This window comes from Paenibacillus sp. FSL L8-0435 (assembly GCF_037965655.1).
Classification (GTDB): Bacteria; Bacillota; Bacilli; order Paenibacillales; family Paenibacillaceae; genus Paenibacillus.
The window spans coordinates 211,852-237,239 of the sequence record NZ_CP150185.1 but is presented as its reverse complement, the minus strand read 5'-3'; the positions used below and the strand labels follow the sequence as shown (position 1 = coordinate 237,239).

Below are 25,388 nucleotides of genomic sequence, written 5' to 3'. Positions count from 1 at the left end.
GAACTACGAATCTCATAACACTATCATAACAGTAGCTATTCTGTGTTACAACAAAGGACACCTGCGTACAGTGTCCTTTGTCATATGCCAACGTATTCTATTTTGAATGATAGAACAACCTTTCGATCGCTCTTGTCACCTGATATTTCCGATTATCTTCTACACCTGTTTGAATTCGATCCAGTCAATCTGGAGCCCTGGTTTCGTGAAGTCCAGTTTCAATTCATACAATCCTGCTTCAAGATCTACTTTGACAAGTTTCTGTCTGATCCATTTGCCTTCCGTACCATTCGTTTGAATGGTGGTTACCAACTGGTCATTCAGGAGCAGGTTACATGCACTTTGAGCAAGTTCCGGCTCAGGGGACATGATCTGTACGATAATCCGATAATGGCCTGCCTCATCCACTTTCATGTAGACTGGTTCAGCTACTGCAGGTTTCACCTGTGCGTTCTCAACCAGCGCCTGAGCTTGTGCAGCAGATAGGGATGCATTCGCTTGGAAAGAAGCGATATTCTCTACAATCTCATGTTTGCGGGATGACACCGGTGCATTCATGATGAACTTGCAGATATTAATCGCCGAGCGTTGCAGCTCTCCGCGAGTCAATGTTCCATTTTCCAAGGATTCAATCGTGTTATCGTCCCAGCCGTTAATCTCTGCGCCATAGTTCGGTACAACCATGTAGAGATCATTCTGCGCACGAATCATCCAGTTCGTGTATTTGCGATCAGCTTCTCCACCCTCGGTCACATCGTTCATAATCGCCCACCAGTCGGTCATTACGATACCCTCGAAATTCCATTCGCCGCGCAGGATCGTCGTATTCAGGTCGTAATTGGATGCCGCCCAGTGCCCGTTAACCGGGTTGTAGGAAGTCATGATGGAGTTTGCTCCGCCTTCTTTTACAGCGATTTCGAACCCTTTCAGGTAAATTTCACGCAGTGCACGTTCGGAGACAACAGCATCTACTTTACTGCGGTGTTTCTCCTGATTGTTGCAGGCAAAGTGTTTCAGTGTGGCATTGGAACCACCCTTCATGATACCTTTCGTACATGCTGCGGCAAATACACCCGAGATCAGTGGATCTTCGGAGAAGTACTCAAAGTTCCGGCCATTAAGCGGGCTCCGGCGGATATTGAGTCCAGGTCCGAGCAGGGTATCCACCTGATTTCTCAGCAATTCCTGTCCTTCCATCACATACAACTCTTCAACAAGATCCTTGTTCCATGTCGCCGCAAGCAACGTACCAATGGATACCTGTGTCGCCTTCTCGCCACTATCCATACGAATACCGGACGGGCCATCTGCCGTACATGCTACCGGAATACCGTAGTTAAACAGGCTGTCGCTGACACCACCAAAAGCAGATGCCGTCCCCGAAGTAACGAGCGGACTGCTCATGCCTTCACCACGGACAATCGCCGCCAGATCCTGATCACTCAGTTGAGCGATGAAGGTTTCCAGACTCACTTTGCCAGCCTTAACGTCACTCAGCTTGTGGCCCTGATTACCTGTCTGCTCCAGCTTTTGCGGGAGATTCTGCTCAATCCGGTTCGCCATGGATATCTTACGTTTCGGTACTTCTGCATAAGTCAGTTCATAAGATCCATCTTCCTTGCGCGAACCTGGTTTCATCCGTGTGAAATCTTCAGTTGGGGCCATCGCTTCTTGCAGTTGCTCCACCAATTGAAGGGATTCAATCACATAGCCATCCTGCCCATCAATGCTGATATGCTGCACTTGTTTCACACTGGTTCCTACATGCAGTCGGTATGTACCTTCTTCCAATACGTACGCGGAAGCAAGACCTGTAACACCTGCATCATCGTAAGATGCCATGGCATAGATCGGGAAGCTGATCGTCAGAAGTTCTGACTCGCCCGGCTGCAACAATCCTGTTTTTCCAAAAGCCACCAAAGCCTTCACCGGTTGTCCCAGTTTGCCTTGTGGTGCTTCATAATAAACTTGCACAACCTCTTTGCCCGCATATGTTGTACCTGAGTTGGTCACATTGACACGAACTTCAATGTAGGTTTCGCCGTCTTTGGACACGGATTTTGCTTCTTCGTGCTGGGCCAAAAACGTCGTATAAGACAGGCCGTAACCGAATTCAAACTGAACGCGCTCAGGTCGAAACGTTTCGAAATAACGATAACCTACATAGATATCTTCCTGATACAGGTTCTTAAACTCATTGCCGTAGTTGCTTGTCGAAGGATAATCTTCGATGGAATATGCAATCGTATCTGTCAGTTTACCGCTTGGTGTAACGTCCCCCGCCAGCACATCGGCAATCGCGTTGCCACCCTCCATACCGCCATGCCAGGAGTAAATTACGCCTTGGATCGGATGTAGATACGTTTCGTTTAACCAGCTCATGTCGATGATATTTGAGACATTCAACACAACGATTGTGTGTTCAAATTGCGAAGTGACTTGCTTCAACATCGCTTTCTCATCTTCTGTCAGTTGGTAACTTCCTGGCGCATCCGCATTATCCTGGTCTTCTCCTGCTGTACGTCCAATCACGATGATGGCTTTGCTAGACTTGCTTCTGGCCTGTGCAACCAGTTCATCCGTCAAAGGCATTTCTTTCTGATTCCATGGCTCGGCCGCCCATACTTTTCCGCCATCATCAAATGGATTTTCCTCAATCCACTTCTCATAGACAGTTGCCAGCTCTTCATTAACAGTAATATTCTTTTTGCTGCGAAGACCATCTAATAGATTCGTTGTGTAGGCCACATGTACACTACCGCCTGAACCTGTACCACTACGATAATAATTTACTTGAATCCGTCCAAAAACTGAAACGTTTTCGTTTTCACGAAGTGGAAGCACTTGGCCTTCATTTCTGAGTAAAACGGCTCCTTCAGCGGCAACCGTACGACTAAACTCTGCAAACCCTTCCAATGGAACTCCGATTTGATGTGTGCTCAATGATTTCCCTCCTGATTGTCATCCCCATATCTACGAATCGCTATATATAAAATGAACTAACAAAACGTGCGCTCATTTGATATAAAAGATATTCTATGATCTGGTAGATTCACTTGTACATAGTCTCATATTAACAGATTCTATAGGAGAAATTAAATTAGATTTGTGCTTTATTTATATTATTAAAAAATGTCTAGGATTAGCGGCATAATAAAAAGCCACGGACGCCTGTTGTCCGTGACTTTTCTTGATTTTAGATCACTATTTCAAGTTGTAAGTTTCGCATACACCAGGAAGAATAACATCTCTTCGCCCATGATGACATAACCCGGAACCCGATAGATCAGATCAACAAGGACAAATGCCACCAGCAACCCTACCATCACTGCCAGATGACGTGGCCGGAGTCGTAGATGTGCGTGTCTGTAACGGTGGAACACAAGTGAGGTCGACAAGAAATATAGCAGCGTTGATCCAAACACAAACCCTAGCATGAACACATAGTTTAACTGATTCTGATATAACAGCTGAATTGAAGCAGCGATCATGCTCATGGAGATGTAGATGAACAGATGGCCGTATATGATCGCTTGCCCGGCAGTCTGAATCTCTTTGCTGACCTTTTTCTCCACGTTGTCGAAGTACTGCCACCACATCGCAATGACAAAGATGGACGTAAAGGCGGCAAACAGGATGGATTTCATATCCCAATGATCTGCTTGCAGCACAGCGATAATGCTTACCACCGATTCACCAAGCAGGATAAGTGTAAAGAGTGCGAAACGTTCCAACAAGTGATGGGTCTGAACGGGCACTTTCACCAAGTTTTTACGTCCAATCAACGGAAGTACAATATCCACGGCAATCCCCACATACAAAATCAAGTAGCGTAACCAGGAATCGAAGAACAATGAACCTGATGAGATCAAGATGCCAATGAGGAAACAGATACCCAAGTAACGAGCGGCTTGCTGCTGATGCTCGCTTTTCGACTTGTGAACCGTCAGATACTGAATCGCCGTAAATGCCCGTGAACCGATATATCCAACGAAGAAGGACAGGTAGTATTGGTCAAAATGAGTAGAAAGGCTCGCCGTCATGACCATAACGGACAGAAGCTGAAGGATGAGGAATATTCGATGGATCAGGATGTCTTGACCATAGCGGTTAATAAACAAGGTCTGACCGACCCATGCCCACCAAACAGGGATAAAAATAAGCACAAACTTCATTAAATATTCAAACGTAATTACTCCGTGTTCGGCATGCAATAAGACATGACCCGCTTTGGCGACCGCTGCTACAAAGAGCAGATCGTAAAACAGCTCCAGCCAGGTAACCTTTTTCTCCATCATCCTTCGTTGCTCCTTTAGGTTTTTCTCATAATCTAACGTCAGCTATATAAGTTGAACTAAAGATGATTCACACATACACTTCGATGACAGAATAACCCTCCAATCGCTGTTATTCCCAGATTTTTTGATTCCCTTTTCCCAAGGGAAAATCCGGGGATAGCATATGCTTCCGATGTAGCTTTCTTTCAGAAAGCTTTTAGGCGAACGCTTCGCTTTTTCAGGTTTTTTCTTAATTCGCAGCTGTAGCAGGTACGAGTGTTCTGACTTCGATCGGTTGCAGATTGTCCTCAATTTGAGGGCGGTATTTCTCAAACCACTCTGGCAGCATCAATTTTTTTCCAAGCGAATCAGCAGGTTCATCTTTGGCAAAGCCCGGAGGATCTGTAGCAATTTCAAACAGAATGCCGCCAGCTTCTCTGAAGTAGATTGCATTAAAGTACTGACGATCCCGAACTGGAGTCGGTTGGTAGCCATACTCGCGTACAGCTTCACTCCACTGTGCATGCTCCTCATCATCTTTGGCGCGCCATGCAATATGGTGCACGGTTCCTGCGCCGCCCATACCCAGAGCCATACGGGTCACTGGAACATCTACGACATTACCGATATCCCCACTGGACCGGAAACGAGCATACTCTTCATTTTCACTCACTCTGACAAATCCCATGATTTTCTCAAGAGCATCCATCGTTCTTTGCGGGTTAACACTGAACAGGACAGCACCACCGAAGCCTTTGATTGCTTTATCTGTTGGAATGCCTTCGTGCGCCCAAGTGCTGGTTGCTCCCTCTTCCCGTTCAACAAGCTCAAGCCGCAGGCCTTCGCCATCTTCGAATTGAAGCAGGTCTTCATTGAAGCGACTTGTTTTGGTTACCTCAATGTTATACTGTTCCAGCCGATTCTGCCAGAAGCCGATCGACCCAGGAGGAATGACATAGGATGTGATGCCGACCTGACCTCCGCCAATTTTGCCCCGTGGTGATCCAGCGGATGGGAAGAAGGTAATGATGGTACCTGGGCTTCCGTGTTCATCGCCAAAATACAGATGATATACATCAGGAGCATCGAAGTTGATTGTTTTTTTCACGAGACGAAGTCCCAGAACTCCGGCATAAAAATCAACGTTGGCCTGTGGATCTCCTGCGAAAGCTGTAATATGGTGAATACCTGCTGTTTGAATAGTCATGATTAATTCCTCCTTGGTTTGGTAAGCATGTTTTGAATTGAGTAGGTGTTTTAGATATTTGAGTTAGTTAAAGAGTCAGTTAATTGATTTATAGTAAGTTTGTATTATCTTTAAATTAAGATATATGATCTAGCGAATTATATTCTAGTTGTTATTTTGATTGGCCTGTTCTTGTTTCAATTTATCAGGAGTCACGTCATCGCCGTTTGGATCATAGATGGTTGCATTCAGCAGAATGTCGTTGACCGAACCGCGAAAAGTTTGCAGATATTCCTGGCGAAGACGAACCTGTTCCTCTTTCTCCATCTCCGTCAATCCGCCCTCTTTGGCTTTTCTTGAAAGTTCATTTATTCTGGTCAATGTTGGGATCATCATCTTGATCTCTCCTTGTGTAATGGATTAAAGATATTTGTTTTGGTTGTTATTTATATTTAAATTAAATATCTTAAGTTAAAGATAAGTGATTTGTGATCGGTTGTCAACACTTTTATCAAAATTAAATAATGAATCCAAACAAAAAAGGGCTAGCTCCGCAATAACTCAACCACTGCTGGACTAGCCCTACATGTATTTATTTGATTAGCCCAGTTTTTGACCACAATTCGGACAGAAGTTGGCTCCTTCATTTTTGGCTCCACAGTTCGGGCAGAAGTTTGGCTTCTTGTTGCCTTCTGTAGATGAAGAGTTACCTGAATCACCGTTGCTATTTCCCGCTGGTTTCTGGTCGTTATTTTGATTCTGAGACGAATTGGAATTATTGTTCTGGTTTTGGCCTTGGTTCTGGTTCATGTTTTTCATCATTTCATTGGCCATGTTCATCCCCATCATCATACCAGCCATATCTGAGGCCGCGCCGCCGCCCTGTACTTTACCGGATGAGATACCGTCTGTCATACTCACCTGCTGATACTTTTGCAGATTACCAATCATCTCATGTGAGGCGGTCTTTGTAATCATATCCTGAATCTCTTTTGGATAATTGAAGCTCATCACTTGGAAACCGGTAATCCCAATGCCGATGTCCATCATCTGCATATCCAGATCTTCCTGAATCCCTTTGGCAATATCCGATGCATTGGCCTGCAGGTTGAACATATCCTTCCCTTCGCGGCTAATCCACTTCATTAGAAGCTGATCCAGCACAGAAGTGATTCGGATTTTGACATCCTCCACCAGATAACTTTGTTTGATGCCTGCAATCTTATCAATCAGGGTCACGTAGTCACTTACTTTAAAATTAAATGTACCGTTGGCCCGAATCGGCATCCCGCCCGGGAGTTGTGGTGTTGGAATCAACACAGGACTTTGCGTGCCCCAGCGCACGGTGAACTCTTTTGTATTTACAAACAAGACTTCGACCCGCATGCCACTGTTGAATCCGAATTTGAATCCTTTTAATGTAGAAAGAAACGGAATGATCTCGGAATCGATATTAAATGATCCTTCGTCCTCGAAAATGCCTTCCACTTTACCGTTATTCAGGAAAATGGCGTCCTGACCCGAACGGATGATCAATTTACTCCCCTTCTTGATCTCCCGGTTGCTCCATTTCCAAAATATCATGTCATCTCTGAATTCTTCCCATTCCACCACATTCGAAAACTGATTTCTGAAAAATCCCATACTCGTTCCCATCCCTTCTATTAGTAAGCATTGTGTGTCATCATGCCTGGTTAAGTTATTGCGAGTGTCCGTGATGCTAGAAAGATCGGCTGCTACCGCTATGGGAATGGCCACCTCCGGTGGTTCCTCCACCGCCGCCGCCTCCGCCACCATTGTTATTGTTCTTCTCGATCTTGCGCTTGGTGACCGTTGTACGAATGTACCGATCCTGACGATCAATTACACTAGAATTACTGGAATCCTCATACGTTGCACGATTGACAGTAACTCGCCCGCCAGAACGATGGGTCATGATACCAACTACAATTCCTCCGATTGCCACGGATACAGCAAGTTGAAACCACGTATTGAAGAGGATATTATCCGGGTTTACCCCGGGTTTAAGATCCATATATTCGTAGGAGAGCTCCAAATATTTTTCAAAAGCCAATCTATAATTTCCATCCGATACATCTGGGGCAATTTTGGCCGTAATTTTATCAGCTCTGCCACTATCGATGTACTCTTTCCCTTTGTAAAAACCAGCCAGATACATCTTCCGATTGTACATGTCTATTGTAAGAATAACTGCGTTGCCATGCGTTTTATCGTAACCAAATCCCTGATCGTCATAAAAGTCTTCGGTAAGCAGTATTTCACTTTTTTGCTCCTCGTTATTGGAGGTATAGATAACAAAGTCTGTCTGCCGTTCCGCGCCATACTGATTTGCAAGTAGATTCAATTCACCTATCTCCTGCTCACTCAGCAGGTCGGCCTCATCGTAGATGAGATTTTTGTTCTCCGCTGCGGATGCCGATGACATGGGAATCAACGGAGCGACAAGGGTGATCATAAGTAAAATGAGCGCAGCCATCACGGCCAGAGGGGTTCTTTTTCTCATAAGAATCCACCTCCCATCATCCAGGAAACCAGCTTCAGTGACAGCAACGAGACCGCAGAGACTCCTGCGAACCATCCGGCCACTTTGGCTTTGCTGATCGGTGGTTTCCCGACCACTTTCCCTGTCTGACCATTCATGGCAAAGGTATACTGTGCCCGATTGAAGTCATAGTTGACCATCCATACCGGGAGCAGCACATAATCCGCATTTTTGAGTGTGGTATCAATCTGTTTGTCCGTGTAGCTCACACTGCTATAACCGGATACGGTTGAAGCAATATAAGAGTCGATGTACGATCTCGTTTTATCCTTGGCCCGTGGGAAAAGTTCCTCGTCCGTATAACTGTATTTTTCCGCAATGTACCCCGCCAGATACGGTGTCTTGAACAATTTCAACTGATTATATGGAAAAGGCTCGAGCTTATCCATCAGTTCATCCTTCATTTTCTCCGATGCATCGATGGGCAGGTTCACGTAATTCAGCCGAATCCGGCGGTATATATCGAAATGCTGTGTTTCCGTGTAATGGTAATCGCCCTGGGTGTAGGATCTGACCTTGGTGCCACGACCATGCACTTCGATTTTGTTATGTAACTCATACAACCAGAACGGCACGTACATGCCGGTAATGCTCTGAATCCGATCGGCGGACATGAAGCCACTTGGTGTTAATAGGCCATTTCTGCACCACTTTTTGAAAGCCTGCTTGGCTTGATGCTTGTTGATCGAAAAGGGAATCACCATCGCGGGGGCCAGATTGCCCGTCAGCCGATCACTGAGTACAACCGCTGCACCGCAGAAACTGCATGTCGTCGCACTAGTCTCCGGCTCCGTCACGATGTCAGCTCCACAGCTGTTACAGTGGTATTCCTTGACCTCATTCTCGATGAATACTTGTCTCTTCAAAGGATCGGGGATCTGCTCTATGTTGTCCTGACGGCCGCAGCTGGGACAGGATAATGCACCTGACACACTGTCAAAGATCATACCACTGCCGCAGTTTGGACATTTATATTCAATAACCGGCATCTGCTCACCTCAATGTTAACGAAATGGTGTAACGTACTACTTATTCTTCAGCTTTTCCTGAATCGTTGCGAGTTCTTCCTCCGCACTTGGCGACGCATTCTCATTATTACCCGCATCTGCGTTCATGTCCCTCTCCAACTGGGCAATTAATTCGTCCAAATCATCTTCCTGTGTCCCAGCACGAAGTTCTGCCAAAGCCTCTGCTTCGTTCAGCGCCTGATTCGCCTTGTCTTCCATGGCCTTCAATGCAGCATCAGCTCTGCCCGCAAATGCATTCCGTTCATTAGCCTGTTGCTGCGCCTTTGCATCTGCCATGCGACCTTTCAGTTCTGCGTGCCTTGCTTCCAGTTGTCCCAGATCTGCAACCAATTTATCATTCATATGCTTCATCATCTTCGCTTTAGCGGAAGCACGTTCATAGGCAACCTGTAATTCGTTCAATTTGTCAGCCAGCTTCACTTTCTTCTCCAGAAAACCGCGTGCCTTATCTTCGTCTCCCGACTCCGCCGATTTTTCCGCATACCGCTGTAACTTCTTGACCTCGGCGCTGCACTCATCGAATGCTCGCTTCGCACGGCTCTCATCTGACAGCACCGCTGCCGTCTCAGCCTTCACCTGGCCCAGATCACTGCTCAGGCTGCGCATATATTCATTCACACTCTTCTCCGGGTCTTCCGCCCGCGACAACATGTGGTTCACATTCGCCTTCATCACGTCTCTAAACCTCGATAAGATTCCCATTACTTGTTCCTCCTCCGAAAAGTTCATATGTATACTATAATACATGAATACGCCCACATACGTTTCACATTTCACGATGGCAGCTGGAGTTACTACGATTCAAAGTCGTACTATAACAACGTAATATAAGAAGGGACGAGCACTTATAGTGTCGCCTTATAATCAAAAAAATCACTCATAATTATCAGTATCAATCTTCCTCAATCACAGTTCGTTAATGAATTGTATACTTTCATCTGTGATCCGATCTCGATCGGTATTAAGGTTTTAATTTTGCTCCCATTCTACAAATCCCTAACTAACTACGGTTCAACCGGAAGGCTCTCCACCGCTGTAAAAAACACATCCAGTAGCTCAACGTTGTACGTAATGCGGACATATTCGGTTATTAACGCCACATCCTCTTCCCTCTGATACTCCAGACATGGACGGCCCTCACTCCAGAGCACCCTGCACGGGTACTTCCCGACAACATCCTTAATGATCTGATCCGGCTCAGCTACTTTATGAATGTCTCCCATATGAAATCTCCTCATTTCTCTACACTTAACGTGTGCAATTATCGTTAATTTTGAAATACATAACAATTCGGTTCAGTGCACTTCATCACATTCGACTCGGAGAGTTATCGCGGCATATCACACAGGCATTTTACAGATGTGACAGTGTTGGTTCCCCCATAGGTGCCATTCCTTCGCAAGTTGGCTATAATAAGGGGATCAAAGTTTTCTATAAAGGCAGGAAAAATATGCGTACACGAGTTCACTTTATTGCTCCCTACGAATCGATGATTCCTATTATACAAGAGTGCATTCCTCGCTTTCCCCAGTTAGCCATTCAGACGGACGTGGGCGACTTGGCGAACGGTGTGGAATTAGCAACCCAAGCTGAGAAAAACGGTGCAGAGATTATCATCAGCCGCGGCGGAACCGCCCAACTCATTAAAAAAGCAGTGACCATTCCCGTCATTGATGTGCAGTTATCGGGCTATGATATGATTCGTTCACTTACCCTGGCAAGCCAGTTTAACGGCCAAACAGCCATTGTTGGCTTCTCCAACATCACCTCTGGTGCACAATCGATTATTGATCTGATGGATCTGCCCCTCAAGGTCTATACCATACATAGCTCGGAAGATGTGGCACGATTGCTCCTGGAGTTGAAGGCTTCCGGGTACCGACAGATTGTCGGAGATGTGATCACCGTCAACACCGCGAAGACCTATGGTCTGGAAGGATTGTTAATCCAATCGGGCCAGGAATCCATCCTTAGAGCGATGGAGGATGCACAGCTGGTCTATCGTTATTTGAGCAAAAATCATGCGATATCGATCATCCTGAATGACCTGGTTACACGGGAACATCCCAATTTACTTATTTTAAATGAACGGAATGAAGTTGTATTCGAGAATCTGACCGATTTTGAGAAAAATCCGCTGACCGATAATCACATATATCTGACCAACACCAGTCTGGAATTCCATCAATCCCAGATCCAAAATGTGTTCATGGTGGACGATTACCAGCTCACGGTTAACGCCTATGAAACGACCCTGGACAACAAGAACTACAAGGTGTATATGCTGGAAAAAGGACAACCCTATGCCTTTGCACAATTCGGCATAACAACTTTTACGGATGCATCGATGGAGCCCATTGTTGCTGATTCCCCTGCCATGCAGGCGGTATTACAGAACATTCGGGCACTTTACGAGAATCACGAACCGATCTATCTGCAGGGTGAAGCAGATTCCGGTAAATCTTTTCTGGTCAAACATATTCATCAGATGTACTCCGGTGGCGGACTGTTATTACAGATGGATCTCACGCAAGTTCCGCCCGGTCATTTGCATAAGATACCACTCGCCAAGGTTAGAAATGTAGAGATTAACCAAATGGAAACACGTATGGAAGATCCGGAGTTGCTCGCCTTTATCCAGAGTTGCCTTCAAAACCAGATAGGGGTGTTTATACTCGGGGAACAGATATTAAACCCGCAGTGGTCACTTGATCTTGAGCTCAATACAATCATGATGCCAAATCTTGCGGATAGACCAGAGGATCTGGCCCCACTGATGCAGCACTTCCTTACAGATTACTACCAGAAATACGGAACTACTGCGGTGAGGATAAAAGAAGATGCACTCCAGCTGATCCGGGATCAGATCACGAATATGAACGTCAACCAGTTGAAACACCTGATCAAGCAGGCTGCACTCAATGAACAGGATTATGTAATTACCACGGCTACCTTGTCCCGCTTGCTGGATCAGCAACCTTCTTCAAGCCCAATGAAGTTGAACGGTACGCTGAAGGAGATTGAGAAAGAAGTTATTCAGTTCGTGCTTCAGGAGGAAAATAACAATCAATCGAAGGCAGCAGAGCGTCTGGGGATTAACCGGGCCACATTATGGCGTAAACTTAAAGATTAACTTTAAGTTTGCGTCTTTTTTATCGCTTCTATGTGTTGCGTTTTTAAACAGTTAACCAAGTATTTAAAATTTACAATAATTTATTGTTGCTATATTAAACGATATGGGATAATATAATCCCTGCAAGCGCTTCATAAAAACGATTACTTCATAAGGAGCTACTACTATGAACATTAAAGCAACTTTAGATCGCATCCCTGGCGGTATGATGGTCGTTCCCCTGTTACTTGGTGCAACCATCAATACATTCTTCCCGAATGCCCTACGCATCGGTGGATTCACGGAAGCTCTCTTCGTTAACAGTTCCAGTACGTTGATCGCGCTGTTCCTGTTGATTGCGGGTACACAGATTACGTTCAAAACAGCGGGCTCATCCGTCGGCAAGGGCGTTACCTTGCTGGTCGTCAAGTGGGCGATCGGTGCAGCACTCGGTCTCGTTGCCATTCTATTTGCTGACTCAAGTGGGTTATTCCTGGGTCTTGCCCCACTGGCCATTATTGCAGCAATGACCAACTCGAACGGTGGTTTGTACATTGCACTCGCTGGTCAATACGGCAAAGAAGATGACAAAGCAGCCTATCCGTTCCTCGCACTCAGCGATGGTCCATTCCTAACCATGGTAGCGCTCTCCATCTTCGGTGCGATGGGCTTTGCCAACGGCATGTTCTCTCCTATGGCATTCGTTGCTGTATTGCTTCCGCTCATCGTTGGTGTCATTATTGGTAATCTGGACCGCAATCTTGCGGAGTGGCTGCACAAAGGCAGCGACAAACTTGTTCCGTTCTTTGCCTTCTCACTGGGTATGGGAATCAACTTCTCGTCGATCATCCAAGGTGGACTTGGTGGAATCATGCTTGGCGTTCTGACCGTTCTTCTCACAGGTGGAATTGGATTTCTGCTCTTTAAAGCCATCGGCTGGAATCCCATCGTGGGTGCTTCCGAAGGTTCAACTGCCGGGAATGCCGTAGGTACACCTGCTGCCATCGTTGCTGCTAATGCTTCATTTGGCCCGATTGCCGAAATTGCAACGGTACAGATTGCAGCGAGTGTTGTTACTACGGCCATCCTGTTACCGATCTTCATCGGGTTCCTCTCCAAACGACTGGAGAAATCAGGTGGAGTCGAGAAATACAATCAACGACCAACCACATAAATGGGTATATCACCTGATTTAATTTGCTTAATCTGTGCTTAATGGATGATCTGAACGGACTTTTTATTAAATTGTGCTTACAAGGAGGGATGACTGCATGAAATTAGCCATTATTGCAGATGATTTGACCGGTGCCAATGACAGCGGGGTGCAGCTTGCCCGTCACGGCTTGAAGACCAGTGTTCTTTTTAATATGGATGAAGGCCCTCTTACACGTTACGATGCCGTCGTCTTTGATACAGATAGTCGTTCCATATCCTCGCAGGAAGCGTATGACCGTGTATATCGGGCTGCTGAATTGTTGACGAACAACGGATTTGAGACGATTTTCAAAAAAATGGACTCCACCATGCGCGGTAATATCGGCATCGAGATTGATGCTGTATATGATGTCGTAAAGCCGGACTTTATGATGATTGCCCCGGGATATCCAAAAAATAACCGGACGATATTGGAAGGAATTCATTACCTGAACGGCGTCCCGCTGGCAGATACTGAAATTGCCCATGATCCGAAGACACCTGTAACGATTTCCTACCTTCCGGACTTGTTGAAACAACAGACCAAGTACGAAGTTGGCGAGATCACCGTCGCCGATCTGGAAGCCGGGCAGAATCATATTCGCACCAAGCTAGAACAGTTGAAAACAAATAACATCCCGTATGTAATGGTGGACTCCACCGAAGAAAGACATCTGGAACTGATTCTGCAGATGACTCGCGAGTTGGAGTATACGTTTACTTGGGCAGGTTCGGCGGGTATTGCCAATTATCTCCCCGCACATTACGAGTTGGAATCCAGGGCTGCGTCACTTGATATCCCGGAGAATCCCGGTCCAATCCTAACCGTGGTTGGCAGCGTGAACAAAAACTCCCGCGAGCAGCTGCATCGCTTGATGCGCAAGTCCCGCGTAGCTTCAGTCTCCTTCCATTCCTTCAAAGCGGTATCCGCAACCGCAGACCGCGCGGAAGAGATGGAACGTGTCTATAACGAGGTCCGAGACAAAGCGCTGGAAGGACAAGATGTTGTCCTCTACTCCACCGCTGAACAAGTGGATATCGAACTGGCACGGGCAACGGGCGAAGTTCGTGGTCTCAATCACACGGAAGTCAGCAACGAGATTGTACTTGCGATGGGTGAGATCTGTGCCAGACTGCTGGAAGAGGGACTGTTCAAAGGGGTATCCATGACTGGCGGCGATACGGCAAAACAAATCTGTCTGAAATGGAATATTAGCGGCTTCGAGCTGCTGGATGAGCTTGAAATCGGCGTGCCAATCTCCAAGTTTATCGGGATTGATGATCTGCATGTGATTACCAAAGCAGGCGGGTTCGGTAAACCGGATGTCTTTATCCATGCGATTCAAAAATTAAAAGGAGGTATTCTCGTATGAAACCTACAATTGGAATTACGATGGGCGACGCAGCAGGTATTGGACCGGAGATTATTATGAAAGCACTGGGTCATCAAGAAATGTACGATCAGTGCAATCCACTCGTTATTGGTGATGCAAAGATTCTGGAGCGTGTGTTGCCAGTCATCGGCTCAAGTCTGAACGTTAACGCGATTCAAGAGCCTTCTGAAGCCAAGTATGAATTCGGTACTGTGGATGTGATTGATCTGAACCTTGTTCCTGCGGATCTGGAATATGGTAAAGTATCTGCCGTGGCTGGGGATGCAGCATTCCAGTTTCTCGCCAAAGCCATTGATCTTGCCAAAAAACAGCAGATTCACTCCATCTGCACCGCGCCTTTGAACAAAGAAGCTCTGCATCAGGGTGGGCACCTGTATCCGGGGCACACCGAGATTCTGGCAGACCTGACGGATACGCAGGACTTCTCGATGATGCTGACCACGCCTAATCTGCGCGTTATTCACCTGACAACACACATGGGTCTGATCGATGCCATTGCGAGTATTAACCCGGAAAGAACCTACACCGTTGTGAAGCTTGCTCATGATACGTTGAAAAAAGCAGGCTTTGAGAATCCGCGCGTTGCCGTATGCGGAATCAATCCTCATGCCGGAGAGAACGGCTTGTTCGGTAACGGTGAAGAAGAAGAGAAACTGCAGCCCGGCATTGAGCGTGCGCAGCAGGAAGGCATTAACGTCGTTGGTCCACTGCCGGCGGACACACTCTTCTTCCGCGCTGGTCGCGGTGACTTCGATATCGTTGTAGCCTGCTACCACGACCAAGGCCATGCGCCGATCAAGGTAATGGGCATCGAGGAAGGCGTAAACATCACCGTTGGCCTGAAAGGTGGCATCATCCGTACATCCGTTGACCACGGTACGGCATTTGATATCGCTGGTAAAAACATCGCCGATGATAAAAGCATGCTGGCTGCCATCCGCTCTGCTATTGAGCTGGCACCAAAGGATCAATTTTAAGAGTAGCTTTATATAGAAGTAGAAGGCAAACCCTCTGTAACTTAGAGGGTTTGTCTTCTTTGTATATGGTCCCCAAGTTTATAATTAAGCGAAAAGTGATTGGCTTGAGCAACCCGATTACAATATGACCTTCCCAATCGCTGGTATACCGGATTTTTCAATTGGATTAACACCCATTATTAAGACAGCTGGTCTGTTTTGTAGGATGCCTATCAAACATATGCTAAACTGGTCATAGTAAACTAAAGAAGCGCAGTACTTCTTCATTAACAACACTCATCGATCGCCTGAAATTTACACATAGATTTTAAACGATAAAAAGGAAGAGATTTTATGGGAAGAAAACAATCTTTTACTGAGACAGAGCTACTGGACACAACAAAAAAATTAATACTTGAGCATGGCTACGACGGTTTTCATCTCAAGCTACTCTCACAGCATCTGTCTGGAGCCCGGAGCACGATATATCAATATTACGCTAATAAAGAAGAGATTGTTGCTGCTTGTATGAAGCGCTCCATATCAACCGTATTAGAGAATTCATTAGCCATTGATGAGACAGATCCAATGGATGCTCTCGAACAATTGCTCCTCATTTACGCAGAAGAATCTACGCTCCATCAACTTTTGGGAGATGCCAGTAAAATTAATACGACTAATTCTTCCGCAGCAGCGAGAGATATTGAATTTATTGAGAAAGCACATATGACTCTTAAAATTCAATTATCACGCTTGTTTGAACGCGCTCAGCAGGATCAAGCCCTGCGACAAGATATTCCTCTACCTGTACTTATTGGTGTTTTCTTCAACTTAATTAATACGCCTAATATGCTAAATATCCCTACGCCTGATTGGGGAAAGCTGCTCTTCCAAATGTGGATCGGAGGAGCCAAGAGCTAACTTTATTCTTGGATTAAATTTGACACATGTGTCATTTATATCGTTTAATTATACAAACCACGTTGCCACACCTCTAATTTGACACATGTGTCAATAAAAACGAAAGAAGGAGTTGAACAGATCATGTTTTTAGCTATGAAGGAATTAATGCATAGTAAAATAAAATTCCTAATGATTATTATTATTTTCGTACTAATGGCTTGGTTAGTCTTTATTTTATCCGGTCTGGGGAATGGATTATCTACGCTAGCTGCCTCAACATTCAAGACCATGAAGGCTGATTATGTCATCTTTGAAGAAGGGTCACAGTCTTCAATGAGCAAGTCGCTGCTGTCAGATCAATTGGTTGCTGAGGCAGAAAAGCTGCCAAATGTGGATGCTGCTGCACCCATGGGAAGTACGATGGCAACGGCACTGAAAGAGAATAACACCAAGAATGAAGATAAGGTAGATATAGCGATTATAGGAATTGACCCAGGAAGCTTTTTGGAACCAGCTATTGTAGAAGGTGAAAGCCTGTCTTCCGAGAACCCTACGGGTGTCGTGGTGAATTCAACCATGAAAGATGAGGGCTATCAACTTGGGGACACGTTTCAACTGGATGGAACGACTGAATCATTGACAATTATCGGATATGTGGAGAATCAGACCTATAACCACGTCGCATCCGTATTTACTCCAATGGATGAATGGCGGAAGATTACCTTCGCGGCTCCAGGTTCGGATAAAGGAGTTACAGGACCCGTGAATGCGATCATGTTACAAGGCAAGGATATCGAGCCAAATGTAATTAATAACATGCTATCAGGTACGGATACGGTCACCCGAGCGGCAGCCGTTCAAGGTATGCCAGGGTACAAAGAAGAGAACGGTACAATACTAATGATGCTTGCATTTTTGCTTGCGATCTCCGCATTTGTGCTTGGGGTATTCTTTTATGTCATCACGATGCAAAAGACCAATCAGTTCGGCATTATGAAAGCGATCGGTGCCAGTAACCGATTCTTGGGGAAAACCATTATCTCGCAAGTGTTTGTACTTTCACTGACTAGCATTGTTATTGGAATCTTGCTGACCTATGGGACAGCAGCGATCATGCCAAAAGGTATGCCATTCAAGCTGGAAACCAGTCTTGTTGTCACGTATTCTGTTATCCTGCTCATTATCGCTATGTTAAGTTCGATGGTTTCTGTTCGTAAAATTACAAAGATTGATCCGCTCAAGGCGCTCGGGAGGGTTGAATAATGGTTAAGGGATTGCACATGAATGAAGTCACCATGTATTATGCCGAAGGAAACAATCAAATCACTGCACTCGATCATGTATCCATATCAGTAGAGCCGGGAGAATTTGTTGCTGTGGTTGGACCTTCCGGTTCTGGTAAAAGTACGTTCTTATCTATTGCTGGAGCCATGCTTAAAGCCTCTGAAGGAGAGGTTCAACTAAATGGGAATAACATCTCTGCACTTACTGAGAAAGAACTGTCTAATATTAGGTTACAAGAAATTGGGTTTATTATGCAATCTTCGAATTTGGTTCCCTATTTAAATGTTCTTGATCAATTGCTCGTGGTAAAAAGAATGTCTGGCAAGGTTGGAAGGCAGGATAAGGAATTTGCCTCTAAGCTGTTAGAGGAACTGGGTCTGGGTTTGAAGTTGAACAGTTTCCCAGAAGAGCTATCAGGTGGTGAGAAGCAACGGACAGCAATAGCTCGTGCTTTAATGAATAATCCCAACATCATTTTGGCGGATGAACCGACAGCAAGTTTAGATACCAAACGAGCACATGAAGTGGTCAGTCTAATTGCACACGAGGTGAAATCACGCCAAAAAGCAGCCATTATGGTTACCCATGATGAGCGCATGCTTGAATATTGCGATAAAGTATATCGGATGAGTGATGGAGGATTATCCCTGGCAGAATCATGAATATATGGACCAAACAATATACCATTTCTCTTCTCTATTCTTTCTTTTATAAAAAGCTTCTATTCAGAAAAGAGTAACATGTTAAGTAGATTTTAGGTCTGTCCATCACTTTCCTCGTCCCTCTCACTCTAGGCTCCCAAGTGGTTCGGGTCTCTCACCCACAAGCATAACTTCACGCTCTCTCTGCGAATGTCTGCTTCGGCGATATGCACTTGGTGACATTCCGTTCTGTTTGTTGAAGATGCGATTGAACTGGGAAAAGCTTGTGAACCCACACTGTGCAGCAATATCTGTGATTTTCTCACTCGAATTCAGCAGCAATTGCTGGGCATTCCGAATACGGGTCATCTGCACATACTCCGTGAAGGTGAAGCCGGTAACCTTATTGAATTGGCGAGACAAGTGATGGGCACTTACATAAAAACGCCTGGATACCTCGTCCAAAGATAAATCCTTTTGATAATGGCTGTGAATATAAGAGGCAATGGCATACATGCGCCTGGACATCGTTGATCCAGTCTCTTCACGCACATACCCGTTCTCTGGTGAGTAACGATGAAGAGCACAGAGAAACTCCACGAACTTGCTATGAATCATAACCGATTGAAGGACAGAAGGCTGCTGCGATATAGCAAAAATATCATTGATCGGCGCGAGGACTTCCTTGCGTCTTTCTTCTGTAAATCGGAATATCGGGACCGGTTTATTAAAAATCGAAAACAGCTCTGTGTAACCGCTCTCAAGACCAGGTGTATTACGTGGCATGGCAAAGGTGATCATCAATCGTTTCGGCGGAGCACCCTTCGGATATTGCGTTTTATGCAGCAATGAAGGCCGCAACAGAACGATATCCAGAGGCTGGATCTCATATAAACTGCCTTCAATGATGTGCGCAGCCGTGCGATCGAGAAGGATACAGATTTCATAGAAATCATGGAAATGCTGAAATTCCATATTCAGTTCATGGGAGCGCTCGTCATAATCCAGATGATAAAAAAGTGAATCTCCAGGCTGGTTCACATGGATCGCATATCCTTGCTCGTATGCCAAAACCGATGGTGTCATGGACATGCCCCCTATCCTGATTCTAATGATTTTATTTTAGCATGAAATGCAATAAAAAGACGTTATTTTCAGCATACAATACATAGTTTCGCCCATTTCTCTTTTGTTATGATAGAGTTGATATGTTAGCGCTTGCAGTATTATCACTCCAACAACGACTACAGCCTGTACTTACTACAAACCAAGGTGGGAAACCAACATGAAAATGAATTCCTTGTATACTCGAATCCATACCATTGTGAAACACTTGGAACGTGCACGACTAACCTCAAAGACATATATCCCTGAGCTTTATCATAAAGAAAGTGGTTACCACTCCTGGGAACTGGTGCATGAGGACCCTTCCTCCTGGAACGTATTTCGTAAGGGTGATGGCTGGGGTGGTAAAGATGTACACAGCTGCTTCAAAACCAAGATTCGCATCCCGGATCATATGGAAGGAAAAAAGGTCGTGTGTGCTATCGTCACCGGTGCTGACGATATCTGGAATTACGATAATCCGCAGTTTCTGGCATTCCTCAATGGGGAATTAATCTGCGGTCTGGATGTTAACCATACGGAGATTGACTTGACTCCATCCGCGGTGAAGGGCGAAGAGTTTGAGTTGGCATTATATGCGTATTGCAGTACGTCTGCCGCGGATGTTTTTCTAAATGTATATATCGCCGAGCATCATCAGCAAGTCTCCGATTTGTATTATGATCTCAAGGCTGCGCTGGATGCTGCGGATCTGCTGCGTGAGGATGATCTGGAGCGGCTGAAGTTGGTCGAACATCTGAATAAAGCCGTGAATCTGCTGGATTTGCGTCAGGAAAACAGTGCAGAATTCCATGCGTCGGTACTGGAAGCGCGCCGATATCTGCAAGATCATGTCTATGGTGATATCCGCCCTGCCGGTGATCACATCCCTACCGTGCACTGTATCGGACACACGCATATCGATGTGGCATGGCTGTGGACGCTGGATCAGACTCGGGAGAAGGTCATTCGCAGCTTCGCCAGTGTACTGTATCTAATGGACAAGTTTCCAGAATACACGTTCATGTCCTCTCAGCCCCAGCTGTATGCGTACCTGAAAGCAGATTACCCGTCCCTATATGAGAAAATCAAGGAAAAGGTGGCCGAAGGCCGCTGGGAAGCGGAAGGTTCAATGTGGCTGGAAGCCGATTGTAACCTGATTTCGGGTGAATCTATGATCCGTCAGATTATCTACGGGAAACGTTTCTTCAAGGAAGAATTCGGCGTGGAGAACCGTGTGCTCTGGTTGCCGGATGTATTTGGTTATAGTGCAGCGATGCCGCAGATTATGCGCAAGAGCGGCATTGATTATTTTATGACAACCAAAATTGCCTGGAATGATACCAACCAGATTCCAAACGACACGATGTACTGGCGAGGAATCGACGGATCAGAGGTCCTCACCCATTTCATCACAGCAACAGACTATGACAAACATCCCGATTTCAGGCAACGTCGCTTCGAAACGACCTATAATGGACGATTTAATGCTTCGCAAGTAAAAGGCACGTGGCAGCGATACCAGAACAAAAACATCAATGCAGATGTCCTGCAATGTTTTGGATTCGGAGATGGCGGCGGCGGACCAACCGAAGAGATGCTGGAGCATGGCAGACGACTTGATGTCGGATTGCCGGGTGTACCCGCGGTGAAACGTACCTTTGTACGCGAGTTTTTCGAGAAGCTGGAGCAAAATCTGGCGGATGTTCCTTCCGTTCCCCGCTGGTCGGGTGAGCTGTATCTGGAGTATCACCGGGGCACCTACACGTCCATGGCGCGCAACAAACGGTACAACCGTCATAGCGAATTTGCGCTGGCCGATACCGAATTGTATGCCATGATTCATCGTCATGCGAATGCACAGGCGGCCTATCCAACCGATGCACTGGAGCATGCATGGAAGCTGACGATGCTGAACCAGTTCCATGATATTCTCCCGGGCAGCTCCATTGAGCAGGTATATGTGGATTCCAAAGAGCAATATGAAGAAGTGCTACGTGTCACGGATGAGCTGAAAGACAGTGCACTGAACGGCATCGCAAGCCGAATTACATCTGATGGGGAAGCCATTGCGGTATTTAACACCACCGGATTTGTACGGACGGATGTGGTTGAGCTGCCTGCTTTTGCAAGAAAAGTAACCGTCTACGATGGAGATCACCCTGTACCAAGCCAGCGGACTCCCGAAGGCGGACTTGTGTTCCTTGCAGAGAACGTGCCTGCATCCGGGTATAAATCTTTCCGAATCACACTAGATCTAACAGACGAGCTTGTCGCGGGAGTTTCGGTTGCACAGTGGGAAGCAGATCGGCGCCATATCCACACACCTTGGTACGATATTCACATGAATGAAAGTGCCGAGTTCACATCCGTATGGGACAAGCTGGAAGGCCGTGAGCTGCTCCAGTCTGGCAAGCGTGGTAACGTGCTGCAAGTGTTCGAGGATCGACCTGCGGAATACGAGGCATGGAACATTGACGATTATTATGAACAGCATATGTGGGAAATTAATGACCTGCAGTCGCTGGAGTGGGTTGAAAGCGGGCCCGTACGTTCCGTGCTTCAAGTGAAGCGACAGTTCCTGGACTCGGTCATTAAGCAGACGATCATCTTCTACGCGCATACACGCCGGATTGATTTCCGTACGTTTGTGGACTGGAAGCAGGAGCATTTGCTGCTGAAAGCCGCCTTCCCGCTCGATATCTGGAGTGAGAAAGCAGTCTACGAAATCCAGTACGGCAACGTTGAGCGTGCTACCCACCGTAATACGAGCTGGGATCAAGCCCGGTTTGAAGTATGCGGGCAGAAGTGGGCAGATCTGGCGGAGAACGGGTACGGTGCTGCTCTGCTGAACGACTGCAAATATGGATATGACATTCATAACTCGGTGATGCGACTGTCGCTGATCAAGAGCGCAACGTACCCGAATGAAAATGCCGACAAAGAGCAGCACGTATTCACCTACGCGCTCTATCCGCATCAGGGCGACTTCCGTGAGGGACGTGTCATCCAAGCCGCTTATGATCTCAACCGTCCGCTGGTTGCCCGTGAAGTAAGACCGCAAACCGGTACCTTGCCGGGAACATGGTCACTTGCATCGGTCGATCAGGATAATGTCGTGCTGGAGGTTATCAAAAAAGCCGAGAACAACGATGATATGATCATCCGTCTCTATGAAGCACACGGCCGTCGCAGCCGTGCTTCCCTGCAATTGCCTGAAGGAGCAGGTGCTACGGCGTACGCTTGTGATTTGCTCGAGAACAACGAAGTAGAATGCGCCGTGGAAAATGGTCGATTTACTTTTGATATCAAACCGTATGAGATTCTGACCTTCCGTATCCCTGCCGGACACTAAACAGAACTTACGTAACATGGAAAACTGCAACAATGCTTACTATGCTTCAACAATAAAGGGCTGCTTCCTGTCATATCTGACATGGGAGCAGCCATTCATTTGTCGTTCTTTAAAATTCTTCGTACTCGCTTGGGTCCTGATCCCACAACCGTCCATCCGGACGATTAAATGCAGAGATGAGCTGCATCTCTTCTGTGCTCAACTCAAAATCGAATATATCGATATTTTCCTGCTGATGCTGCAGGGAGCCGGCTTTCGGAATTGGAATGGAACCCAGCTGAACATGCCAGCGCAGAATGATCTGGGTTGGCGTTTTGCCATGCGTTTCCGCGATCCGAAGAATATTCTCATCCTTCAGAATATCCTGTACGGCATCATTGCCACGTCCGATTGGACTCCAGGACTCGTTCACAATGCCATGCTTTGCATCTTGTTCTCGCTGATTAGCTTGGTCGAAGAACGGATGCAGCTCAATCTGATTCAGACTCGGCGCTATCCCCGTTTCCTTAATCAGCCGTTCATTGTGCTCAGGCAGGAAGTTGCTAACTCCAATGGATCGGATATATCCACGTTTTTTGGCTTCGATCAGCGCTTGCCATGCCTCGACATACATGTCCTTTTTCGGATTGGGCCAGTGAATCAGATACAGGTCGTAATAATCTAGATCCGCTCTGTACAGGGATTCCTGGATTGCCACAAGTGCTTTATCATGAGCGTGATAACGCCCCGGCAGCTTCGAGGAAATAAGCAGATCCTCTCTGGCGATGGAGCTTTGCTTGATTGCTCTGCCCACCGTTGCCTCATTCTCATAGTTATACGCCGTATCAATTAATCGATAACCCGCATCCATTGCCGACGCAATCGATTTAACGCCTTCTTCACCTTTTAAACTATAGGTACCAAATCCAATTGCAGGCACTTTCAAGCCATCGTTCAATGTATATTCCGGAATATGATGATTCATCTGAAGACTCTCCTTTGCAAAAGGTATACGAACAATATGGTAAAAATAATGCCCCTCTCCGTTTATCTACCCCTCCATACGCGCTTGAATCAATTGGAAGTTAACACTCCGTTTTAGTCGGGTGACGGCTTCCTCGTCTTGCTCTCATGAAAGGCAGTCTCCTTTTCATTCAAACGAAGAGATGGGCGTGGCCGATAACGGCTGATTGCCTATAAAGTTCTTAATGGCCATAACAGCCTGCTTATACCCGCCAGCATCGCGTAACGTTTTCCCAATAACCCCTGCCTGTTCCCTGTAGGAGGCATTGCCGAGCACTTCTAATACTGCGTTTCTAAGCACATCGGGTGTAAGGTTATTTTTGTCCACGATGACCCCTGCTCCCAACTCCTCTACCCGGCCTGCTACACGCGGCTGATCCGATGTTAACGGGAGCATGATTAATGGTACATTGTAATACAAAGCTTCGCTGGTACTGTTCATGCCTGCATGTGTCAGAAAAGCATCTACACACTGCAACAATTCCAGTTGAGGGACATAGGGTCTTATGATGAAATTGTCAGGAATGAGATCAGCAATGGGCTCTATATCGGTATCCTTCCCAGAAGATAATATAAACTGCACAGGCAAATTACGAAAGGCCGTAAAGCAAAGCTTATAAAAATCGAGATCTTTATTTAAAATGGTTCCCATCGAAATATAAACGACCTGCTTATAAAGAGCATGCAGAGATTCATTTGCAAAAGCTGGCGCATCCTTACGAGGAATAATGGACGGGCCAGTGAACACAAAGCTGTCGTCCAGCTTGTCCCCCATGGGTTGAAAATAACGACTTGTATACACAATCTTCAGTTGTCCTGAATGCCCTGAAAGTTCCGCCAGGGAAGGTACAGCCACATCGAACTGGGAAGCTATTTGCTGGGACATTTCCACGATGCTGTTATATAACTCCTTGACCTCCTCCGTATCATCTTTCAGTTGATTGTCTGATCCAAGAGGCTCCACAAAAACAAAGGTGCTGGTTGAACATACCGTTGGTATACCTAGCTTCTCACCTAGAATTTGTCCTCCCCAGCCTATGATGGAGTCAAAAATGATATAATCGTAGGTTTCATGTTCGATCAGATTCAGAACATCTGGTATAAAGCGTTGAATCACTTTATTCAATATCATATATAAAAATTGGTAAGGATGCTTGAGTTCAAATGGCTTCATACCAGGGTTGTTGAGCAGGGTTGCCTCGTTGAAGGAGTAGGCCTTAAATTGTGCGCCTAACGCTTCAATCTTCGTCCGGTATTTTTCGGTACAACAGTAGACCACTTCATCACCGTTCTCTACCAGTTCCTTGATTAATCCAAGCGACGGATTGATATGGCCTTCTGCAGGGATCATCACAACTAATACACGTGCCACGGCACTCACCTCCATTA

The 25,388-nt window shown here is 46.1% G+C and carries 20 protein-coding genes; 8 read left to right on the top strand and 12 right to left on the bottom strand.

Annotation, left to right across the window (positions count from 1 at the left end):
• Positions 1 to 159 precede the first annotated feature (159 nt).
• The 9 genes from NST33_RS01125 to NST33_RS01085 all read right to left on the bottom strand — a co-directional run bounded on the left by NST33_RS01125 (position 160) and on the right by NST33_RS01085 (position 10,277).
• On the bottom strand, positions 160 to 2,943 hold the full coding sequence (locus NST33_RS01125; RefSeq protein ID WP_339306446.1) for a glycoside hydrolase family 3 C-terminal domain-containing protein: 2,784 nt from the start codon (positions 2,941 to 2,943) through the stop codon (positions 160 to 162).
• Positions 2,944 to 3,209: 266 nt separating this feature from the next.
• Positions 3,210 to 4,298, bottom strand: a complete 1,089-nt coding sequence (locus tag NST33_RS01120) for a low temperature requirement protein A (protein WP_076210224.1) — start codon at positions 4,296 to 4,298, stop codon at positions 3,210 to 3,212.
• A 229-nt stretch (positions 4,299 to 4,527) separates the two neighbouring features.
• Complete coding sequence (locus NST33_RS01115) at positions 4,528 to 5,484, bottom strand: ring-cleaving dioxygenase (RefSeq protein ID WP_339306444.1); 957 nt, start codon at positions 5,482 to 5,484, stop codon at positions 4,528 to 4,530.
• Positions 5,485 to 5,628: 144 nt separating this feature from the next.
• On the bottom strand, positions 5,629 to 5,856 hold the full coding sequence (locus NST33_RS01110) for a DUF896 domain-containing protein (RefSeq protein ID WP_076254330.1): 228 nt from the start codon (positions 5,854 to 5,856) through the stop codon (positions 5,629 to 5,631).
• A gap of 207 nt (positions 5,857 to 6,063) precedes the next feature.
• Positions 6,064 to 7,107 (bottom strand): SPFH domain-containing protein, encoded by a 1,044-nt coding sequence (locus NST33_RS01105; RefSeq protein WP_036674710.1) that lies wholly within the window; start codon positions 7,105 to 7,107, stop codon positions 6,064 to 6,066.
• 76 nt (positions 7,108 to 7,183) lie between these two features.
• Positions 7,184 to 7,987, bottom strand: coding sequence for a TPM domain-containing protein (locus NST33_RS01100; RefSeq protein WP_221822304.1), 804 nt, complete (start codon positions 7,985 to 7,987; stop codon positions 7,184 to 7,186).
• Entirely contained in the window at positions 7,984 to 9,015 is a 1,032-nt protein-coding gene (locus NST33_RS01095; RefSeq protein ID WP_339306440.1) for a TFIIB-type zinc ribbon-containing protein, read from the bottom strand. Before NST33_RS01095 ends, NST33_RS01100 begins: the two co-directional genes overlap by 4 nt.
• 36 nt (positions 9,016 to 9,051) lie before the next feature.
• Positions 9,052 to 9,756, bottom strand: a complete 705-nt coding sequence (locus NST33_RS01090; protein WP_339306438.1) for a PspA/IM30 family protein — start codon at positions 9,754 to 9,756, stop codon at positions 9,052 to 9,054.
• Between the two features lie 302 nt (positions 9,757 to 10,058).
• A complete protein-coding gene (locus NST33_RS01085; RefSeq protein ID WP_221822307.1) occupies positions 10,059 to 10,277 on the bottom strand; it encodes a hypothetical protein in 219 nt (72 codons plus the stop codon).
• A gap of 266 nt (positions 10,278 to 10,543) precedes the next feature.
• Between NST33_RS01085 and NST33_RS01080 the strand changes: the two genes are divergently transcribed.
• The 7 genes from NST33_RS01080 (at position 10,544) to NST33_RS01050 (ending at position 18,559) form a co-directional block, all read left to right on the top strand.
• Complete coding sequence (locus NST33_RS01080) at positions 10,544 to 12,187, top strand: PrpR N-terminal domain-containing protein (protein WP_339306436.1); 1,644 nt, start codon at positions 10,544 to 10,546, stop codon at positions 12,185 to 12,187.
• A 166-nt stretch (positions 12,188 to 12,353) separates the two neighbouring features.
• Positions 12,354 to 13,340: a 2-keto-3-deoxygluconate permease gene (locus NST33_RS01075; RefSeq protein WP_169482134.1), complete on the top strand. Its 987-nt coding sequence runs from the start codon at positions 12,354 to 12,356 to the stop codon at positions 13,338 to 13,340.
• 97 nt (positions 13,341 to 13,437) lie between these two features.
• On the top strand, positions 13,438 to 14,733 hold the full coding sequence (locus NST33_RS01070) for a four-carbon acid sugar kinase family protein (RefSeq protein ID WP_221822309.1): 1,296 nt from the start codon (positions 13,438 to 13,440) through the stop codon (positions 14,731 to 14,733).
• Positions 14,730 to 15,731, top strand: coding sequence for a 4-hydroxythreonine-4-phosphate dehydrogenase PdxA (gene pdxA, locus NST33_RS01065; protein ID WP_237178320.1), 1,002 nt, complete (start codon positions 14,730 to 14,732; stop codon positions 15,729 to 15,731). The genes NST33_RS01070 and pdxA overlap by 4 nt, the downstream gene beginning before the upstream one ends.
• Positions 15,732 to 16,064: 333 nt before the next feature.
• Positions 16,065 to 16,631, top strand: a complete 567-nt coding sequence (locus NST33_RS01060) for a TetR/AcrR family transcriptional regulator (protein WP_221822311.1) — start codon at positions 16,065 to 16,067, stop codon at positions 16,629 to 16,631.
• Positions 16,632 to 16,754: 123 nt separating this feature from the next.
• Positions 16,755 to 17,876, top strand: coding sequence for an ABC transporter permease (locus NST33_RS01055; protein ID WP_221822312.1), 1,122 nt, complete (start codon positions 16,755 to 16,757; stop codon positions 17,874 to 17,876).
• The gene (locus NST33_RS01050) at positions 17,876 to 18,559 is read left to right on the top strand and encodes an ABC transporter ATP-binding protein (protein WP_221822313.1); all 684 of its coding nucleotides are present in this window, start codon (positions 17,876 to 17,878) and stop codon (positions 18,557 to 18,559) included. Before NST33_RS01055 ends, NST33_RS01050 begins: the two co-directional genes overlap by 1 nt.
• A gap of 123 nt (positions 18,560 to 18,682) precedes the next feature.
• Here NST33_RS01050 and NST33_RS01045 read toward each other — a convergent pair whose 3' ends face one another.
• Positions 18,683 to 19,624, bottom strand: coding sequence for an AraC family transcriptional regulator (locus tag NST33_RS01045; RefSeq protein ID WP_339306432.1), 942 nt, complete (start codon positions 19,622 to 19,624; stop codon positions 18,683 to 18,685).
• Between the two features lie 199 nt (positions 19,625 to 19,823).
• On the opposite strand from NST33_RS01045, the gene NST33_RS01040 reads away from it, so the two are divergent.
• Positions 19,824 to 22,997, top strand: coding sequence for an alpha-mannosidase (locus tag NST33_RS01040; RefSeq protein ID WP_339306430.1), 3,174 nt, complete (start codon positions 19,824 to 19,826; stop codon positions 22,995 to 22,997).
• Positions 22,998 to 23,106: 109 nt separating this feature from the next.
• Here NST33_RS01040 and NST33_RS01035 read toward each other — a convergent pair whose 3' ends face one another.
• Both NST33_RS01035 and NST33_RS01030 read right to left on the bottom strand, forming a co-directional pair.
• Complete coding sequence (locus tag NST33_RS01035; protein WP_221822316.1) at positions 23,107 to 23,961, bottom strand: aldo/keto reductase; 855 nt, start codon at positions 23,959 to 23,961, stop codon at positions 23,107 to 23,109.
• Positions 23,962 to 24,126: 165 nt separating this feature from the next.
• A complete protein-coding gene (locus NST33_RS01030; protein WP_221822319.1) occupies positions 24,127 to 25,371 on the bottom strand; it encodes a macrolide family glycosyltransferase in 1,245 nt (414 codons plus the stop codon).
• Positions 25,372 to 25,388 lie beyond the last annotated feature (17 nt).

What these genes read in the sequence shown, in the direction of transcription:
- NST33_RS01120 (WP_076210224.1), bottom strand. Translation starts at nt 4,298, where the DNA reads ATGATGGAGAAAAAGGTTACCTGGCTGGAGCTGTTTTACGATCTGCTC.
- NST33_RS01115 (WP_339306444.1), bottom strand. Translation starts at nt 5,484, where the DNA reads ATGACTATTCAAACAGCAGGTATTCACCATATTACAGCTTTCGCAGGA.
- NST33_RS01110 (WP_076254330.1), bottom strand. Translation starts at nt 5,856, where the DNA reads ATGATCCCAACATTGACCAGAATAAATGAACTTTCAAGAAAAGCCAAA.
- NST33_RS01105 (WP_036674710.1), bottom strand. Translation starts at nt 7,107, where the DNA reads ATGGGATTTTTCAGAAATCAGTTTTCGAATGTGGTGGAATGGGAAGAA.
- NST33_RS01100 (WP_221822304.1), bottom strand. Translation starts at nt 7,987, where the DNA reads ATGAGAAAAAGAACCCCTCTGGCCGTGATGGCTGCGCTCATTTTACTT.
- NST33_RS01095 (WP_339306440.1), bottom strand. Translation starts at nt 9,015, where the DNA reads ATGCCGGTTATTGAATATAAATGTCCAAACTGCGGCAGTGGTATGATC.
- NST33_RS01090 (WP_339306438.1), bottom strand. Translation starts at nt 9,756, where the DNA reads ATGGGAATCTTATCGAGGTTTAGAGACGTGATGAAGGCGAATGTGAAC.
- NST33_RS01085 (WP_221822307.1), bottom strand. Translation starts at nt 10,277, where the DNA reads ATGGGAGACATTCATAAAGTAGCTGAGCCGGATCAGATCATTAAGGAT.
- NST33_RS01080 (WP_339306436.1), top strand. Translation starts at nt 10,544, where the DNA reads ATGATTCCTATTATACAAGAGTGCATTCCTCGCTTTCCCCAGTTAGCC.
- NST33_RS01075 (WP_169482134.1), top strand. Translation starts at nt 12,354, where the DNA reads ATGAACATTAAAGCAACTTTAGATCGCATCCCTGGCGGTATGATGGTC.
- NST33_RS01070 (WP_221822309.1), top strand. Translation starts at nt 13,438, where the DNA reads ATGAAATTAGCCATTATTGCAGATGATTTGACCGGTGCCAATGACAGC.
- pdxA (WP_237178320.1), top strand. Translation starts at nt 14,730, where the DNA reads ATGAAACCTACAATTGGAATTACGATGGGCGACGCAGCAGGTATTGGA.
- NST33_RS01060 (WP_221822311.1), top strand. Translation starts at nt 16,065, where the DNA reads ATGGGAAGAAAACAATCTTTTACTGAGACAGAGCTACTGGACACAACA.
- NST33_RS01055 (WP_221822312.1), top strand. Translation starts at nt 16,755, where the DNA reads ATGTTTTTAGCTATGAAGGAATTAATGCATAGTAAAATAAAATTCCTA.
- NST33_RS01050 (WP_221822313.1), top strand. Translation starts at nt 17,876, where the DNA reads ATGGTTAAGGGATTGCACATGAATGAAGTCACCATGTATTATGCCGAA.
- NST33_RS01045 (WP_339306432.1), bottom strand. Translation starts at nt 19,624, where the DNA reads ATGACACCATCGGTTTTGGCATACGAGCAAGGATATGCGATCCATGTG.
- NST33_RS01040 (WP_339306430.1), top strand. Translation starts at nt 19,824, where the DNA reads ATGAAAATGAATTCCTTGTATACTCGAATCCATACCATTGTGAAACAC.
- NST33_RS01035 (WP_221822316.1), bottom strand. Translation starts at nt 23,961, where the DNA reads ATGAATCATCATATTCCGGAATATACATTGAACGATGGCTTGAAAGTG.